Annotated in this window: 15 protein-coding genes; 8 read left to right on the top strand and 7 right to left on the bottom strand. The window is 64.0% G+C overall.

Annotated elements, in window-relative coordinates; translation table 11 throughout:
• Positions 1 to 19: 19 nt before the first annotated feature.
• The gene (locus tag NKH73_RS27490) at positions 20 to 1,315 is read right to left on the bottom strand and encodes an ABC transporter substrate-binding protein (protein ID WP_352937614.1); all 1,296 of its coding nucleotides are present in this window, start codon (positions 1,313 to 1,315) and stop codon (positions 20 to 22) included.
• 56 nt (positions 1,316 to 1,371) lie between these two features.
• Entirely contained in the window at positions 1,372 to 2,805 is a 1,434-nt protein-coding gene (locus tag NKH73_RS27485; protein ID WP_352937612.1) for an amidase, read from the bottom strand.
• A gap of 134 nt (positions 2,806 to 2,939) precedes the next feature.
• Here NKH73_RS27485 and NKH73_RS27480 point away from each other — a divergent pair, with 134 nt between their 5' ends.
• Together NKH73_RS27480 and NKH73_RS27475 are read left to right on the top strand one after the other, a co-directional pair.
• The gene (locus NKH73_RS27480; RefSeq protein ID WP_352937610.1) at positions 2,940 to 3,905 is read left to right on the top strand and encodes a LysR family transcriptional regulator; all 966 of its coding nucleotides are present in this window, start codon (positions 2,940 to 2,942) and stop codon (positions 3,903 to 3,905) included.
• A gap of 125 nt (positions 3,906 to 4,030) precedes the next feature.
• On the top strand, positions 4,031 to 5,038 hold the full coding sequence (locus tag NKH73_RS27475; protein ID WP_352937608.1) for an aldo/keto reductase: 1,008 nt from the start codon (positions 4,031 to 4,033) through the stop codon (positions 5,036 to 5,038).
• Positions 5,039 to 5,041: 3 nt separating this feature from the next.
• Here the strand turns inward: NKH73_RS27475 and NKH73_RS27470 are convergent, their stop codons facing one another.
• Positions 5,042 to 6,475, bottom strand: a complete 1,434-nt coding sequence (locus NKH73_RS27470; protein WP_352937606.1) for a LuxR C-terminal-related transcriptional regulator — start codon at positions 6,473 to 6,475, stop codon at positions 5,042 to 5,044.
• A gap of 32 nt (positions 6,476 to 6,507) precedes the next feature.
• Here NKH73_RS27470 and NKH73_RS27465 point away from each other — a divergent pair, with 32 nt between their 5' ends.
• Positions 6,508 to 6,912 (top strand): hypothetical protein, encoded by a 405-nt coding sequence (locus tag NKH73_RS27465; protein WP_352937604.1) that lies wholly within the window; start codon positions 6,508 to 6,510, stop codon positions 6,910 to 6,912.
• Positions 6,913 to 6,929: 17 nt separating this feature from the next.
• Positions 6,930 to 7,169: an EamA family transporter gene (locus NKH73_RS27460; protein WP_352937602.1), complete on the top strand. Its 240-nt coding sequence runs from the start codon at positions 6,930 to 6,932 to the stop codon at positions 7,167 to 7,169.
• Between the two features lie 53 nt (positions 7,170 to 7,222).
• Here NKH73_RS27460 and NKH73_RS27455 read toward each other — a convergent pair whose 3' ends face one another.
• Positions 7,223 to 8,650, bottom strand: coding sequence for a LuxR C-terminal-related transcriptional regulator (locus tag NKH73_RS27455; protein WP_352937600.1), 1,428 nt, complete (start codon positions 8,648 to 8,650; stop codon positions 7,223 to 7,225).
• Between the two features lie 337 nt (positions 8,651 to 8,987).
• On the opposite strand from NKH73_RS27455, the gene NKH73_RS27450 reads away from it, so the two are divergent.
• The 4 genes from NKH73_RS27450 (at position 8,988) to NKH73_RS27435 (ending at position 13,331) form a co-directional block, all read left to right on the top strand.
• On the top strand, positions 8,988 to 9,938 hold the full coding sequence (locus tag NKH73_RS27450) for a substrate-binding domain-containing protein (protein WP_352937598.1): 951 nt from the start codon (positions 8,988 to 8,990) through the stop codon (positions 9,936 to 9,938).
• Positions 9,939 to 10,182: 244 nt separating this feature from the next.
• Complete coding sequence (locus NKH73_RS27445) at positions 10,183 to 11,775, top strand: sugar ABC transporter ATP-binding protein (protein WP_352937597.1); 1,593 nt, start codon at positions 10,183 to 10,185, stop codon at positions 11,773 to 11,775.
• Entirely contained in the window at positions 11,772 to 12,788 is a 1,017-nt protein-coding gene (locus NKH73_RS27440) for an ABC transporter permease (RefSeq protein WP_352937595.1), read from the top strand. The genes NKH73_RS27445 and NKH73_RS27440 overlap by 4 nt, the downstream gene beginning before the upstream one ends.
• 63 nt (positions 12,789 to 12,851) lie before the next feature.
• Positions 12,852 to 13,331, top strand: coding sequence for a GNAT family N-acetyltransferase (locus NKH73_RS27435; protein ID WP_352937593.1), 480 nt, complete (start codon positions 12,852 to 12,854; stop codon positions 13,329 to 13,331).
• 36 nt (positions 13,332 to 13,367) lie between these two features.
• Here the strand turns inward: NKH73_RS27435 and NKH73_RS27430 are convergent, their stop codons facing one another.
• From NKH73_RS27430 to groL, 3 genes are read right to left on the bottom strand one after another with little or no spacing between them, the layout of a single operon-like run.
• Entirely contained in the window at positions 13,368 to 14,003 is a 636-nt protein-coding gene (locus NKH73_RS27430) for a DUF982 domain-containing protein (protein ID WP_352937591.1), read from the bottom strand.
• Positions 14,000 to 14,278, bottom strand: a complete 279-nt coding sequence (locus tag NKH73_RS27425) for a hypothetical protein (RefSeq protein WP_352937589.1) — start codon at positions 14,276 to 14,278, stop codon at positions 14,000 to 14,002. Before NKH73_RS27425 ends, NKH73_RS27430 begins: the two co-directional genes overlap by 4 nt.
• A gap of 18 nt (positions 14,279 to 14,296) precedes the next feature.
• Positions 14,297 to 15,928 (bottom strand): chaperonin GroEL, encoded by a 1,632-nt coding sequence (groL, locus tag NKH73_RS27420; protein WP_352937588.1) that lies wholly within the window; start codon positions 15,926 to 15,928, stop codon positions 14,297 to 14,299.
• Positions 15,929 to 15,934: the final 6 nt, after the last annotated feature.

Here is a 15,934-nt window from a genome sequence, read left to right as displayed (position 1 = left end):
GCGCGTCCGTTCCTCCGGTTCATTTGATCCATGGCGGCAGGATGAAGTCGTCCGTCGCGTAGAGCACAGGCGCGATCAGTTTTGGATCGGTCTTGTAATCCTGATGCTGCAGGAACTGGTGCGGCATGCCGAGCGACGGATCCGCCACCTGCGTCGGGTAGCAGAAGGCCGACTGACCCGCCGGATCGGCCCGGTAGGTGCCGTTGACCCCGCGATAGACCAGCCGTTTCATGGCGTTGGCCACCTTGGTGGTCTGCTCCTTGTTGAACGGCTCGCCCGGACCACCGGCGATTGCCGCGGCAAGCGCCCACATCCACAGGCCGTCATAGGTCTGCGATCCGGTGATGTAAGCGGAGTTCGGACCAAACTTCGCCCGGTAGCTCTCGCGGAACGATTTGGAGAAATCGTCAGGCAGGCAACCGATCACCGTCGAATAGACGACGCCGTTGACCGCCTCGCCGCCGATCTCGCGGAACGCCGGCAACGACGGTCCATACTGCATGTAGATCAGGCTGTTGATCGGCTCGGCGAGGAACTGGACCATGAACTGCGCCAGGTCCTGCGGCAGGAAATGCGTCACCAGGATCGCCGCCGGCGGATCTTGCCGGAGCTTCGCCAATGTCGGACCCCACTGGTTGGTCGGGAACGGAACCGTCTCGAACAGGCTGACCTCGAATCCGTATTCGGCGGCCTTGTCGCGGATCGCATTGGCGATGACGATCGAATATTCATTGGCCGACGGGATGATGGCGATCTTCTTGTTCGGTGCCTTCCATTTGCCGTCCGCGGCCAACGTCTTCAGAAAATTCAGGCAGCCGGGGCCATACCAGAATTCCGGCGGGTCGCCCTGGAAGGAGCTGTAGTAGCGGGCCGGGTCGGTCTTGAACTTCTCGTTGTGCGAAATCAGCGTGTTGTAGTGCATCATGATGACGTCGTTGTCGGCGGCGACGTCCATCTCGATCATGTTGGTGCCGAGATTGTAGCCGTTGATGATGACCGGTGCGGTGAAACGGTCGATCAGGCGCTGCATCGACTGGCTGACCAGGTCGGCGCCCATTTCCTTGGTATCTTCGATGTGGATTTCGACAGGCCGGCCGAGAATGCCGCCTGCCGCGTTGATCTCCTCGGCGGCGAGGTCGAGGCCGTTCTTGAACTCGATGCCGTCGGCGGCGGCGATGCCGGACATCGGCAGGGCCGAGCCGACCGGAATGGGGGTGGCGTCCTGGGCCATCGCCGCATTGTTCATGTCGGCAAGAAGAGCAGCGCCAGCTCCCGCGCCGACCACCCCTTGCAGCATTGCACGTCTGTTGATCATGGCAAAATTCCCCTTTTTTTGTCGTCGGTTATGGTCTGTTCTTCATACGAAACGGGTCAGGCGACATCCTTCAGGCCAAACGTTTGCGTCAGCGGCCGAAATGCGGCTTCCAGGTCGGCCGCCGCCGAAAGCACGCGGGCATCATCGCCGCGCGCGCCGATGATCTGGAAGCCGACCGGCAGGCCCGCCGCCGTCATGCCGCAGGGGATGACGCAGGCCGGTTGCTGACTGAGATTGATCGGATAGCTGAACGCCGCCCATTCGGTCCAGCGCGACAGGCCGCTGCCCGAGGGAACTTCAAGCCCGACATCGAAGGCCGGAACCGATGTCCCCGGCGAAACGATGAAGTCATAGGCGTCGAGCAGACGGTCCATGGCGGCGCCGAATTCGCCGCGCTGTAACTGTGCGGCAACCAGTGCCTTGGCGTCTAACGCCGCCCCGACCCGGGCGATCTCCAGGAAACCCGGATCGATGCCTGCCCGTTCGGTCTCAGGGATAAGGGCCAGACGCGCAGCGGCGCCGGTGAACCAGTGGTGTTGGAAAAGACTGAGAAGATCGCCGCCCGGAAGGTCAACCGCGTCGACCGTTGCGCCGAACCTCTCGAAATGCTTCAGCGCCTGCGAAATCGCCGCGGCAATCTCGTCATCCAGCGCGCCGGATGCCGGCTTCGACCAATAGCCGATCCGGGCGCCTTCCAGCGTCGCCTCGATCCGCCCGAGCGGCGTCAGCGTTCCCGCGCCTTGCTGCCAGTCGCTGAGATCGCGGCCGGACATCGCCTCCGCCATAGCAGAAAGATCGGCCGCGCTCCGCGCCATCGGCCCGATATGAGCGACGGTTCCAAACGCACTCGACGGATAGGCCGGCACGCGGCCGAAGGTCGGCTTCAGCCCGGCGATGCCGGTGAACGAAGCCGGGATCCGGATCGATCCACCGCCGTCGGTGCCGAGGTGGAAGACGCCGGCTCCGGTGGCGGCCGCTACCGCCGCGCCGCCGGAAGAACCCCCGGGCGTCTTCTCGGCATTCCAGGGATTGCGCGTGATGCCGCAAAGTCCGCTGTCGGTGATCGCCTTCCAGCCGAATTCGGGCGTCGTCGTCTGCCCAATGAAGGTGGTGCCCGCTCGGCGCAGCAGGGCAACGGCGGGCGCATCCCTGTCGCAAGGCGCCGCCGGCGTGGTCCTGCTGCCATAGCGCACGCTCCAGCCCTCGACCCAGACGATATCTTTCAGCGTCGTCGGTATGCCGTCGGCCGCCGACAGCGGCGCGCCTCCCCGCCAGCGTTTTTCGGAAGCGCCGGCGGCGTCGATCGCAGCCTTGCGGTCGACCAGGGTGAAGGCGTTGAAAAGTGGATTAATCGCTTCAGCGCGATCAAGCACCGCCATCGTCACCTCGACGGGCGACAGCGCACCAGTGTGATAAGCGGCGTTGAGTTCCGCGGCGCTCAGGCGGCACAGATCATCGGCGTCGGCAATGGGAGAGATCCCATTCGGCATGCAGTGCGAACCCCTCGTTCCATGGCCGCTCTCGTGGCAGCCTTGTCAGCACAGGCAGTTTGGCGCGTTTCTTCACTTCCACAAAATGTATTATTCTGAGTAACATGCGCTATTAAATGTAATAATGGCCTGTGATGAACCTGACGATCCGCCAGCTGCGCTATGTCTGCGAGGTCGCTCGCCTCGGCAGCGTGCTGGCGGCCTCCAAATCGCTCTACATCTCGCAATCCTCCATTCTGGCGGCGATCACGCTGGCCGAGGCCGAGATGGGCGCGCGTATTTTCGACAGGCGGCCGGCGCGCGGCGTCTCCATCACGCCGGCCGGCCAACGCTTCGTCGCCGCAGCCCGCGTCATGCTGGCGGCGGAAACAGAGTTCAACCGTTCCATCGGCGATCTCAGCGGCCGCGTGCCGAAAGTCTTGCGCATCGGCTGTTTCGAGCCGTTCGGGGCGCTGTTCATGCCGGAAATGCTGCGCAGCTATCTCGACAGCGTCGGCGATGTCGAGATCGACCTGGTCGAGGCCGACCAAGTCCAGCTGCAGGAACGGCTTGTCGCCGGTCAGATCGACCTGGCCATTCTCTACGACATCGGGCCGATCGGTATCGACAGCGTCACCCGCATCTGCAAGGTGCCGGCACACGCCGTGCTCAATGCGGATGATCCCCTCGCCGCGCGCGACGGCATCTGGCTGGCGGAACTGGCGGAGCGGCCGCTGGTCCTGCTCGATCTGCCGCACACCGCAACCTATCTCCTGACCTTGTTCGACGTGCTGGCCAAACGACCGGAGGTGCGCTTTCGCACGCGCTCCTATGAAACGGTCCGCTCAGCCGTCGCCTCGGGCTTCGGCATGGCCATCCTCAACATGCGGCCGATCGGCCGGGCCACCGCCGATGGCGACGAGATCGTTCGAAAACCGATCTTCGACGAATTGCCGCCACCGACGCTGATCGTGGCCGACATGTACGGTTCGGCAAAGCCGCTCTTCGTGCGGGTCTTCATCGACATATTCCACCGCTTCTTCGACACGGTCGGCCCGTCCGGCTTTTCGGTGACGACGCCGGAGCGCGAGCCTTTGCTGCTGGTTGCCAGGAAAGGCTGACGGTGATCCTCCTCGGCTCACGCGATCGTGCGATTGGCCCACAGCTTGGCGCCTGTAGAAACTGAGCGAACGCTCTATATCGTCCTGACGCACACGAACCCCGACATTATCCGGAGATCTCATCCATGACCTTGGGTACACGCAAGCTGGGCAGCCAGGGGCTGCAGGTATCGGTGATCGGCCTCGGCTGCATGGGCATGAGCCAGTCCTACGGACCCGCCGACGAGGCGGAGTCGATCGCCACGCTGCATCGTGCCATCGAGCTCGGCTGCACCTTCCTCGATACGGCGGAGGTCTATGGCCCTCACACCAATGAGGAACTGCTCGGCCGTGCGCTAAAAGGACAGCGCCACGAGGTGACGATCGCCACCAAGTTCGGCTTCCGCATCGAAAACGGCAAGCAAATCGGCACCGACCGCAACAGCCGGCCCGAGCATATCCGGGAGGCGGTGGAAGGCTCGCTCAGCCGGCTCGCCATCGACCATATAGACCTGCTTTACCAGCACCGTATCGACCCGGCGGTGCCGATCGAGGACGTGGCGGGTGCTGTCGGCGAGCTGATCGCCGAGGGCAAGGTGCGCTTCTTCGGCCTGTCGGAGGCCGGTGCGGCCAACATCCGCCGCGCGCACGCCGTGCATCCGGTGTCGGCGGTGCAGAGCGAATATTCGCTGTGGGAACGCAATCTGGAACCGGAGATCATCCCGCTGCTCAGCGAACTCGGCATCGGCCTGGTGCCGTTTGCGCCGCTAGGCCGCGGTTTTCTCACCGGCGAGGTCAAGCGCGCCGAGGACTATCCCGAGGGCGACTTTCGCCGCGGCGATCCGCGCTACCAGGGCACTAACTACGAAGCCAATGTGAAGGCGGCCGGAATTGTCCGTGACATCGCCACGGCCCAAGGCGCCAGGCCGGGCCAGATCGCACTGGCCTGGCTGCTGCACAAGGGCAGCGACTTCGGGTTGGGCATCGTGCCGATCCCCGGCACCAAGCGCAGAAAATATCTCGAAGAGAACGTCGCCGCTGCGGCGGTCAAGCTCGACAGCGCCGCAATGCAGGCGCTCGATGACGCGCTGGCGCCGGGCAAGGTCGCCGGACCGCGCTACAACGAACGAGTCATGGCGATGATCGATCGGTAAGGTCTACGAAAGCTTCGCCAGTCCGGCAGCGTGGCGGATGGCAAGCAACGCGTCCCGGTTGGTCACGGGATAGCCTGAGATGAAGCGTTCGACCGAAAAGCCTGGAAATTCGGCTCTCAAGCGGGCCGCGGCGCGCGCCGCTTCGCCGGCCTCGCCCACGGCCGCGTGCGAGAGCGCCAGGAACATCAGCACGTCCGGCGACTCCGGCGAACTCCTGCGGAGCGCCGCAATGGCTTCGCGATGCCTGCCGGCGGCGAACAGGATGCGGCCTTGCATGCCGAAATACCAGGGCGGGGCCAGTGGATTGAGGCGCATGGCACGCTCGATGAGCGGGATCGCCTCGGCCGGGTCGCCGGCGACAAGCGCCTTGCTGCCGGCCAGCAGCAGCAGTATGCCGGCGTGGTTGGAGCCGTATTCGAGTGCGCGCCGGTGTGCGCGCTCCGCTCCTTCCAGATCACCAAGGCATGCCCTGGCATTGCCAAGGCATGCGTGAGCGCAGCTGTCCGTCGGGTCGAGGCGCAAGGCGTTTTCGGCCGCCGTCCGCCAGTTCTCGATCGACGTCAGCACGTCGTCGCCAAAGCCGTTGCAAGCCTCGACCGAATAGGCATAGGCGAGTTCGGCCCAGCAGTTGGCGAAGGTAGGATCAAGCTCCAGCGCGCGTGAAAACAGGTGGATCGCCTCGGAATTTCCGGCGCGGCTGAACGTAGTGTGCTGTTCGAGAGCAAGCAGATAACAGTCATAGGCCCTCAAGCTGGCCGGCGGCTTGCGGCGAACCGCGTTGCGACCGACGGTGGCGAGCGTTCCGTAACTGCCGGCGAACACATTGATGATGCTTTCGGTCAGGCTGTCCTGCAGCACGAAAATGTCCTCGAACGGGCGGTCGTAGCGCTCCCTCCACAGGCTGACGCCGCTACTGGCATCGGCAAGCTCTATGGTCAAGCGAACCCTCTGGTCGTCGGCGCGCAACTGGCCCGATACGATATAGGTGACGCCGAGCGCCTTGCCGTCCGCCGCGAAATCGGCCGGCTTGCTGCCCAGCGATTTCATCGTGTGGAAGGCGATGACAGGCAAGCCCGCGTAACGTGCCAGGTCTATGGTGATGTCCGACGACAGGCCGTCGGCAAAGCGGCGCCAACGCTCTTCGGAATTGAGGCATTCGATCGGAAATATCGCGAGCACCGGCGGAGCATCCGATGACGGCCCGTCCGAGCGGGCGCCGAAAGGGCCGGCAAAGTACGCCGCAAGCCCGATCTTGGTGCGCACGCCAAGTTTATCGTAGATGGCCGCAAGATGGGTACGAACAGTGGTCGGGGCAATGAAAAGTGCCTTGCCGATTTCGCGATAGGTCATGCCGGCTGCGAATTTTTCCGCGACCGCGCGCTCACGGCCCGACAAAGCATCGAGCGTCTGCGCTTTCGAAGCGTCATTGACCGTCATGATGAAAACCGCCCCAGGACAGAATACTACAAATGCGGGAGGCCGAATACTGCATCTGCCCGATCCCGCCGCAGGCGCACGCGTTGCAAGATCGTTTCCGCAACAAGCTGCAATCAGGGGAGGTTTCCATGCGTCCTGTTTCCATAGTGCTGGCATGCACGATCTTGAGTCTTTCAGCCGCCCAGTCGCCGTCGTTCGCAAGAGGATGCAGGCAGGTGCTGGAATCGGATGTGAAAATCACGAGCATGCGCCTCTATGCCGACATCCTGGCCAATGCCGCCCGCAATGGCTGGGACTACACGCCTGAATCGATCGTCAGCGGCTCAAAGCGGCATTTCGAGGAGATGAAGCTCCAGTTGAACCACGCCGGCTATGAGATCGTCCCCGTCGGCGTCCGCCCGTATTGCAAACGGTCGGATAAGTTCGCCGCCCGCTAGACCCAGCGATCCGCCCTTTGCGGCGCAAGCTTTGTCGAGAAAACCAGACGATTGCCCAACGCTTTACGTCTGCCAGCCATGCCGCGGTGATCGTCAGCGCGGAAAGCGTGTTCGGAGCGATTGGCGCGGCAATATTTCTGGGCGAGCGGCTGTCGCCGGTCGGAGCAGTCGGCGCTGCATTTGTATTTGGATCAATCACCTTGCTGTCGATGACGACCGACAAATCCGAAATCAGCAAGCCGGCGATGGCGGACTGAGAGATTATCGGGGCCATGCGTGGTCGCGGCCTCCTCGGCTCAAGATCAAGGCCTCAACCGAGCCTTGCCAGCTTTGCGGCGTCGCGTATGGCTTGCACCGCATGCGGGTTTGTCACGGGATAGGCTGCGATGAAGCGTTCGACCGAAAAGTCCGGGAATTCTGCTTTCAGGCGGGCTGCAATCCTGGCCGCCTCGCCGGTCTCGCTCACGGCTGCTTGCGCCAACGCCAAAAACATCAGCACGTTCGGAGAATCCGGCGAACTCCTGCGGAGCGCTGCGATGGCCTCACGATGCCTGCCGGCGACGAACAGGATGCGGCCTTGCATGCCGAAATACCAGGGCGGGGCCAGCGGATTGAGGCGCATGGCGCGCTCGATGAGCGGGATCGCCTCGGCCGGATCGCCGGCGACAAGGGCCCTGCTGCCGGCCAGCAGCGCCAGTGTGTCGGCATGATTGGAGCCGTATTCGAAGCCACGCTGATACGCGCGCTCTGCCCCCTCAAAGTCGCCGAGACATCCCTTGAGATCACCAAGGCAGGTGTGGGCGGCGCTGTCCGTCGGGTCGAGGCGCAAGGCGTTTTCGACCGCCGCCCGCCAGTTCTCGATTGAGCCCGGCACATCGTCGCCAAAGCCGTTGCAGGCCTCGATGGAATAGGCATAGGCAAGCTCGGTCCAGGCTCTGACCAGAGTTGGGTCAAGTTCAAGCGCTCGTGAAAGCAGGCGGATTGCCCCCGCATTTCCGGCGCGACTGAACATGTTGTGCTGCTCGACGCCAAGCAGATAAAAGTCGTAAGCCCGCAGGCTGGCTGGCGGCTTGCGGCGAACCGCATTGCGGCCGACGGTACCGAGCGTGCCGAAACTGCCGGCCAGCACATTGATGACGTTCTCGGTCAGGCTGTCCTGCAGCGCAAAAATATCCTCGACCGGGCGGTCGTAGCGCTCGTTCCAGAGACTGACGCCATTGCCCGCGTCGGCAAGCTCGATCGTCAGGCGAACCCTCTGATCGTCGGCGCGCAACTGGCCCGAAACGATGTAGGTAGCCCCAATCGCCTTGCCGTCCGCCGCGAAATCGGCTGGCTTGCTGCCCAGTGATTTCATCGTGTGGAAGGCGATGACAGGCAAATCCGCGTATCGCGCCAGATCTATGGTGATGTCCGACGACAGGCCGTCGGCGAAGCGGCGCCAACGCTCTTCCGAATTCAAGCATTCGATCGGAAACATGGCGAGCACCGGCGGAGCGTCCGAAAAGGGTGGCTGCCCCTCTGGCCGGGTGCCGGAGGCACCGGCAAAATGCGCTGCGAGGGCGACCTTGTTGCGAACGCCAAGCTTATCGTAGATCGAGGCAAGATGGGTGCGCACGGTCGACGGAGCGATGAACAACGCCTCGCCGATCTCGCGATAGGTCAGGCCGGCGGCAAATTTCTCCGCGACCGCGCGCTCGCGGTCGGAGAGAGCTGGCGAAGACGTCGCGATGCGGTTCACGGCAAATTTCCTGCCACCGGACGGAGAAATGAATTCAACTGGCTGCCGACGCAGGATACTACAAATGGAGAACCCAAAACACCGCATCTGACCGATTGTGCCGTCGCCCTTCGGACGCGGCTCCATTCGATTTCCCGTTCTTGCGCAAACCTCCGGCCTTGGCTAGCATCCGCCCGCAGGCACCGAGCGGAGGAGAACGTCGCGGTGGACCGGCTGGAGCGCCGTTGCGTCCCCTTGGGCGCTCAAAGACACTCCATTTCGAGATCGACGCATGAACCTGCCGGAGACCCATTCCGGTTTTCGGGGTCGTGCGCTCATGGTGGAGGAGACTAAATTGATGAACAGACGTGAATTCTTGCTGTCGTCCGTGGCGATGAGCACATTGGCGCTGACCGCTCCGCAACTGGCTTTTGCCCAGGACAAGCTGACCATCCTGGGTTCGGTACCCAGCCTCGGCTTTCCGTTCTTCGTTCACATGCTGAACCAGATCAAGGCGGAGGCGCAGGCGCAAGGCGTCAACCTGACCGAGAGCGACGGCCAGAATTCGGCGCCCAAGCAGACTGCCGATATCGAGGCGGCGCTTGTGCAGAAGGTCAACGCCATCGTCATCTCGCCGCTCGACGTCAACGCGCTGGCCCCGGCCATCGAGCAGGCGGTGCAGGCCGGCATTCCCGTCGTCACCATCGACCGCCGCGTCGACGGCGTCGAAGGCATCCTGGCCCATGTCGGTGCCGACAATGTCAAGGGCGGCGAGGCCGAGGCGCAGGCCATGGTGGCGGCGTTCCCGAACGGCGCCAAAATCTTCCATCTCCAAGGCCAGCCAGGTGCCGGCCCGGCGATCGACCGTAACAAGGGCGTGCACAACGTTCTCGATCCTCTGAAGGACAAATACCAGATCGTCTTCGAGCAGACCGCCAACTTCGCCCGCGCCGAGGCGCTGTCCGTCACCGAAGCCGGCCTTGCCGCCAACGGCAAGCCCGACGCGATCATCTGCGCCAACGACGACATGGCGCTTGGCGCCGTTGAAGCCTGCGCGGCGCGCAACTTCACCGACGTCAAGATCTACGGCTTCGATGCGCTTCCCGAAGCGCTGGTCGCCGTGCGCGACGGCAAGCTGGCCGGCACGGTCGAACAGTTCCCCGGCGAGCAGTCGCGCACCGCGGTGCAGATCGCCGTCGCCTATGCCAAGGACAAGACCGAGCCCAAGGAAAAGCTCGTGCTGCTGACGCCGATCGTCATCGGCAAGGACAATCTCGACAAGGCTGAAAGGCTCGGCGAGACGAAGTAGGGAACACAAAGTGCGCGCAGCAGCAAAAGTAGCGTTCTGTCGCGCCCCCCTCTGCCCTGCCGGGCATCTCCCCCACTTGGGGGGAGATCGGCAGCTTCGCCGATAGCGCCTTTTTGCAACGCAGGAGATTGGCGAAAGCCAAGGTGACATCCAATCTCCCCCCTTGTGGGGGAGATGTCCGGCAGGACAGAGGGGGGCGCTGTCCCGCCAGCCTGCGTATGAATCGGAATTCAAGGAGCGACCTTTGTCTCCAGCCGAAGCCACTGCGCCATCGCCACCTCCCGCCCTCCTCGCCGTCGAGGGCGTAACCAAGCGTTTCGCCGGCGTGACCGCACTCAGCGACGTCTCGCTCGAGGTCCGGGCCGGCGAAATCCTCGGCCTGCTCGGCGAGAACGGCGCCGGCAAGTCGACGCTGCTGAAGATACTGTCCGGCGTGATGCCGCCTAGCAGCGGCCGCATCGTTTTCGACAGCGTCGAATTCAATCCGCACAACCCGCAGGATGCCAAGCGGCTCGGCATCGTCACCATCTACCAGGAACTGAGCCTGATCCCGACGCTGACGGTGGCGGAGAACATCTTCATCGGCCGTGCGCCGCTCGGGCCGCTCGGCCTGGTCAGTTGGCGCAAGATGGAGGACGACTCCCGCGGCATCATCGCCCGGGTCGGTCTGGACCTCGATCCGGCGACGCCGGTGTCGGCACTGTCTGTCGCCGAGCAGCAACTGGTCGAGATCGCCCGCGCGCTGTCGCTGAAAAGCCGTCTTATCATCATGGACGAGCCGACCTCGGCGTTGACCGAAACCGAAGTGCAGAAGCTGATGTCGATCATGGATCGGCTGCGCAAGGACGGCGTCGCCATCATGTTCGTCACCCACCGGCTGGAAGAGGCGTCTGCGATCTGCGACCGCATGACGGTGCTGCGCGACGGCAGGCTGGCCGGCCATCTCGACCGCGATGGCGGGCCGATCAAGCTGCCGAAAATCATCGAGAAAATGGTCGGCCGCGCCGCATCCGAGCTTTATGCCAGGCCGACGCAGCGCGACGTTGCCGGCGACGTCAGGCTTTCCGTGCGCGGCCTGCGCACGGTGCGCGATCCGCAGGCGCCGCACGCCATTGTGCTCGAAGGCGTCGACCTCGATCTCAAGGCAGGCGAGATCCTCGGTGTCGCCGGCCTCGTCGGCTCCGGCCGCACTGAGCTCGCCCGCGCCATCTTCGGCGCCGACCGCATTGCCGCCGGCACCATCACGCTCGACGGCAAGCCGATCGCGCCAGCATCGCCCGCCGACGCCATCGCGCTCGGCATCGGCCTGGTGCCGGAAGACCGCAAGCATCAGGCGATCTTCGCCGCGCTTGGCATCCTGACCAATTTTTCGATCGCCGCACTCGGCCGCTACTCCAACGCCGCCGGATTCATGGCCGAGCGGCGCGAGCGCGAAGCGCTGGCAAGCTACAGGAAGACCCTGTCGATCCGCATGGCCTCGCCCGAGCAGCCGATAGAGGGACTGTCCGGCGGCAACCAGCAGAAGGTCATCCTTGCCCGCTGGCTGGCGCGCGATCCCAAGGTGCTGATTGTGGACGAACCAACGCGCGGCGTCGATGTCGGGGCCAAGGCCGAGGTACATCAAATCCTGGTGCAGCTCGCAGCGCGCGGCATCGCCATCATGATGATCTCCTCCGAATTGCCCGAGGTGCTTGCAGTGTCGGACAGGATCGTCACCATGCGGCGCGGACGCATCACCGGCGAGATGCCTGGCATCGAGGCGACAGAGGAAAAACTGATGGAACTGATGGCGCTCGACCAAACGCAGGAAGCCCGGAATCAGGAAGCAATGCAATGACCAGCACCATCGAACCGAGCCAGCGCGGCGGCGTCAATGTCGCGCGCCTGCTGATGAGCTTCGGCCCGCTGATGTTCCTGGCGCTGCTGATCGTCGTTTTCACCGTGCTGAAGCCGAGCTTCATCGACCCGATCAACATCTTCAACATCATGCGGCAGATCTCGATCACCGGGCTGATCGCGCTCGGCATGACCTTCGTCATCCTCACCGCCGGCATCGACCTGTCGGTCGGCTCGCTGCTGGCCTTCTGCGGCATGGTCGCAGCGGTGGTGGCCAAAGGCGGCACCGCCAACACGCTGTCGCTGTCGACATCAGGCGCGCAAGGCTATGGCTGGTCCGCCGCACTTCTGGCCGCTGTTGTCGTCGGCGCGCTGGCCGGCGGCGTCCAGGGCTTTGCCATCACCAGGCTGAAGGTGCCGCCCTTCGTCGTCACGCTCGGCGGTCTCACCGTGTTTCGCGGCCTGACGCTGACGATCTCCAATGGCGGCCCGATCTCGGGCTTCGATGCCTCGATGCGCTGGTTCGGCACCGGCCTGATCGGCCCGGTTCCGGTGCCGGCGATCATTTTCGCGATTGCCGCGATCCTCTGCCACATCGTGCTGCGCTACACGCGCTACGGCCGCGCCGTCTACGCCGTCGGCGGCAATGCCGAGGCAGCAAGGCTGTCGGGACTGCGCGTCGACCGCATCCTGATCTCGGTCTATGTCATCGTCGGCTTCTTCGCCGGCCTTGCCGCCTTCGTTCTGTCGGCCAGGCTCAATTCCTCGGAAGCCGTCGCCGGCATCGGCTACGAGCTGACGGTGATCTCGGCCGTCGTCATCGGCGGCACCTCGCTGTTCGGCGGCATCGGCTCGGTCGGCGGCACGGTGGTGGGTGCGGCACTGATCGGCGTGCTGCAGAACGGGCTGCAGTTCAACAACGTCTCGTCCTACACCCAAAGCATCGTCATCGGCCTGATCCTCATCCTCGCGGTAGCCTTCGACCGCTGGCTGAAATCACGGGTGAGGCGGTGATCCGAGGGGGGAAGGCTGCGATGGAATGAACTGCCGGAGGTAGCGATAACTAAAATCAGAGCCATGACCGAACAGGACGTGCCGTCGGTGTCACGGCTCCTTGGAGAGTCCTGGCGCCGGACCTACTCGCCAATCATGGGTGCCGAGACCACGGCTCGCATTTCGGACGACTATCACACGCCGCAGAAGATCGCGGCGGAACTGGCAGACGACAACAAGATGTCATTCGTTGCGGAACGGCCGGACGGCTCGATCGCCGGCTACGCGATGGCCGAGATGGATGAAAACGGCGATGTCATGCTCGACCGGCTGCACATCGACAACAGCGAGTTCGGCACGGGGCTGGCCGCCGATATGCTGCACGCTGTCTTTGCCGCCCATTCGGGCATCCCCAGCATCGCCCTAGAAGTGATCGAGGGAAACGACCGGGCACTGGCCTTCTATCGCAAGCACGGGTTCGAAGTGGTCGAGCGCAGGCCCGCGTCCCACGACGCGGAAGGCCATGCATCGTTCATCATGCGCAGGCTGCTGCCACGGGCTTAGTTCATGCTTCCCCGCGGTTGGCGACCGGTCTTCCACTCACGCCGGTGCGTTGACGCGCCGCGAACGCGCCGCCCAATCGACGACCGTCCCGCCCGCAACCGTAGAACTCGTCTGCGGCGCGAGAAGATCGTTGCGGCGGGCAAACGCCACGAAGGTCGCCCGCGCCGTCTCGGCATCGATCTGTCCGTTCATTGCGGCCCGGCAGGCCTTTGCTGCGATGTCATGCGCGGCCGTCCGGCTCGCCGACGGCCAGTCGGCAAGCAGCGCATAGGCTTCAGCCGCGCTTTCTATCTTGGTCGGTGTGCCGAGGCCGGTAAGGATGGTGACCGGCTTTTCAAAAGAAGAACGATCCATGACACTCTCCTCTGGAAGCTCAACTGGTGCCTTTCCCGGCTCCACTGTCCGGCCGCTGCGACCCTTAAGGGCGGCCTGCGGGATGACAGCGCCGATCAGCGAATGCAACAGGGCCGGCTGCGGCGGCATGCTCGGCCGCGGCAGCAGCCGGTGCACCTTGGCCAACGCCTCCAGCCAGGCCACCACGCCAAGCGGCGGATGTTCACGCCCGTAGAGCCAGGCCTTTGCCTTGGCGACCGGATAGCCCGCCTCTTCGGCGAAATCTGTTTCCGACCACCTCAGCAGGCGCAGACACTCACGCATCCGCGCAGCAATCATTTGCGCTCCTCCTTGCCGGCTCCCAATCGCTGAGCCGACAGGAACATGAGCGTGTAGGCCGCCTTGCGGCGATCCCAGCCGGCCGACTCGACCGCGTCCAGCAATCCGTCGACAATCGGCGCCAGCGCCGTCTTGCACTCCGCTTCATAGTTGAAATCGGTCCTGGGAAGGGTCGGCGCGGCGATCTTTCCAAAACTGTTCATCATGTCCATGGCAACACCTGCATATAGTCCAGGCACGGCCGTGCCCGCCCTCGCGTCGGCGGGCACGGCCATTGTCCTCAGAAGCCCGCGTCAGAAATCCATGCCGGCGCCGGCGGGCATCGCCGGAGCAGCCGCTTCCTTCTTCGGCTTCTCAGCCACCATCGCCTCCGTGGTCACCAGCAGGCCGGCTACCGACGCGGCGTCCTGCAGAGCGGCGCGCACCACCTTGGCCGGGTCGATGACGCCCTGCCCGTAGAGGTCGCCGAACTCGTTGGTCTGAGCGTTCCAGCCATAGCCGAATTCGGTTTTCTCGCGCAGTTTGCCAACGATGATCGAGCCTTCCGCACCGGCATTCTCGGCGATCTGGCGCACCGGCTGCTCGATTGCACGACGCACGATCTCGACGCCGGTCTTCTGGTCGGGATTGTCGACGGGGACGTTATCGAGCGCCTTCGCCGCCCTGAGCAACGCTACGCCGCCGCCCGGCAGTATGCCTTCCTCGACCGCGGCGCGGGTGGCGTGCATGGCATCATCGACGCGGTCCTTGCGCTCCTTGACCTCGACCTCGGTCGAGCCGCCGACCCGGATGACGGCCACGCCGCCGGCGAGCTTGGCCAACCGCTCCTGCAGCTTTTCGCGGTCATAGTCGGAGGTGGTCTCCTCGATCTGCGCCTTGATCTGGGTGATCCGCCCCTGGATCTCGTCCTTGCGCCCGGCGCCGTCAACGATCGTGGTATTCTCTTTCTCGATCACCACCTTCTTGGCGCGGCCGAGCATCTGCAGCGTCACGTTTTCCAGCTTGATGCCGAGGTCTTCCGAGATGGCGGTGCCGCCGGTGAGGATGGCGATGTCCTCCAGCATCGCCTTGCGGCGGTCGCCGAATCCCGGCGCCTTGACGGCTGCAACCTTCAGGCCGCCGCGCAGCTTGTTGACCACCAGCGTCGCCAGCGCCTCGCCTTCGACATCCTCGGCGATGATCAGCAGCGGCTTGGAGGACTGGACAACCGCCTCCAGCACGGGAAGCAGCGCCTGCAGGTTGGACAGCTTCTTCTCGTGGATCAGCACATAGGGCTCATCGAGCTCGACGCGCATCTTGTCCTGGTTGGTGATGAAGTAAGGCGAGAGATAGCCGCGGTCGAACTGCATGCCCTCGACCACTTCGAGCTCGGTCTCGGCGGTCTTGGCCTCCTCGACGGTTATGACGCCCTCGTTGCCGACCTTTTCCATCGCCTCGGCCAGGAAGCGGCCGATCTCGGCGTCGCCATTGGCTGAGATAGTGCCCACCTGGGCAATCTCATCGTTCCTGGTCACTTTGCGGGCATTGGCCTTGAGCTCGGCGACGACGGCGTCGACCGCCTTGTCGATGCCGCGCTTCAGGTCCATCGGGTTCATGCCCGAGGCCACGGCCTTCGCGCCTTCCCTAACGATCGCCTGGGCAAGTACGGTCGCGGTCGTGGTGCCGTCGCCGGCGAGATCGTTGGTCTTCGAAGCCACTTCGCGCACCATCTGTGCGCCCATATTCTCGAACTTGTCCTCCAGCTCGATTTCCTTGGCGACGGTAACGCCGTCCTTGGTGATGCGCGGGGCGCCGAACGACTTGTCGATGACGACGTTGCGGCCCTTGGGGCCGAGCGTCACCTTCACCGCGTTGGCAAGGATATCGACGCCGCGCAACATCTTTTCGCGAGCTTCGGTATGGAATTTCACGTCCTTGGCAGCCATTGGATA

The organism is Mesorhizobium sp. M0938, assembly GCF_040319125.1.
Lineage (GTDB): Bacteria > Pseudomonadota > Alphaproteobacteria > Rhizobiales > Rhizobiaceae > Mesorhizobium > Mesorhizobium robiniae.
Note: the sequence above shows the minus strand (reverse complement) of the source record. Positions and strands in the feature narration are given on the sequence as shown.

Bases quoted from the DNA above. Each gene is read 5' to 3' on its own strand.
- NKH73_RS27490 (WP_352937614.1), bottom strand. From the start codon at position 1,315: ATGATCAACAGACGTGCAATGCTGCAAGGGGTGGTCGGCGCGGGAGCT.
- NKH73_RS27485 (WP_352937612.1), bottom strand. From the start codon at position 2,805: ATGCCGAATGGGATCTCTCCCATTGCCGACGCCGATGATCTGTGCCGC.
- NKH73_RS27480 (WP_352937610.1), top strand. From the start codon at position 2,940: ATGAACCTGACGATCCGCCAGCTGCGCTATGTCTGCGAGGTCGCTCGC.
- NKH73_RS27475 (WP_352937608.1), top strand. From the start codon at position 4,031: ATGACCTTGGGTACACGCAAGCTGGGCAGCCAGGGGCTGCAGGTATCG.
- NKH73_RS27470 (WP_352937606.1), bottom strand. From the start codon at position 6,475: ATGACGGTCAATGACGCTTCGAAAGCGCAGACGCTCGATGCTTTGTCG.
- NKH73_RS27465 (WP_352937604.1), top strand. From the start codon at position 6,508: ATGCGGGAGGCCGAATACTGCATCTGCCCGATCCCGCCGCAGGCGCAC.
- NKH73_RS27450 (WP_352937598.1), top strand. From the start codon at position 8,988: ATGAACAGACGTGAATTCTTGCTGTCGTCCGTGGCGATGAGCACATTG.
- NKH73_RS27440 (WP_352937595.1), top strand. From the start codon at position 11,772: ATGACCAGCACCATCGAACCGAGCCAGCGCGGCGGCGTCAATGTCGCG.
- NKH73_RS27435 (WP_352937593.1), top strand. From the start codon at position 12,852: ATGACCGAACAGGACGTGCCGTCGGTGTCACGGCTCCTTGGAGAGTCC.
- NKH73_RS27430 (WP_352937591.1), bottom strand. From the start codon at position 14,003: ATGATTGCTGCGCGGATGCGTGAGTGTCTGCGCCTGCTGAGGTGGTCG.
- NKH73_RS27425 (WP_352937589.1), bottom strand. From the start codon at position 14,278: ATGGCCGTGCCCGCCGACGCGAGGGCGGGCACGGCCGTGCCTGGACTA.
- groL (WP_352937588.1), bottom strand. From the start codon at position 15,928: ATGGCTGCCAAGGACGTGAAATTCCATACCGAAGCTCGCGAAAAGATG.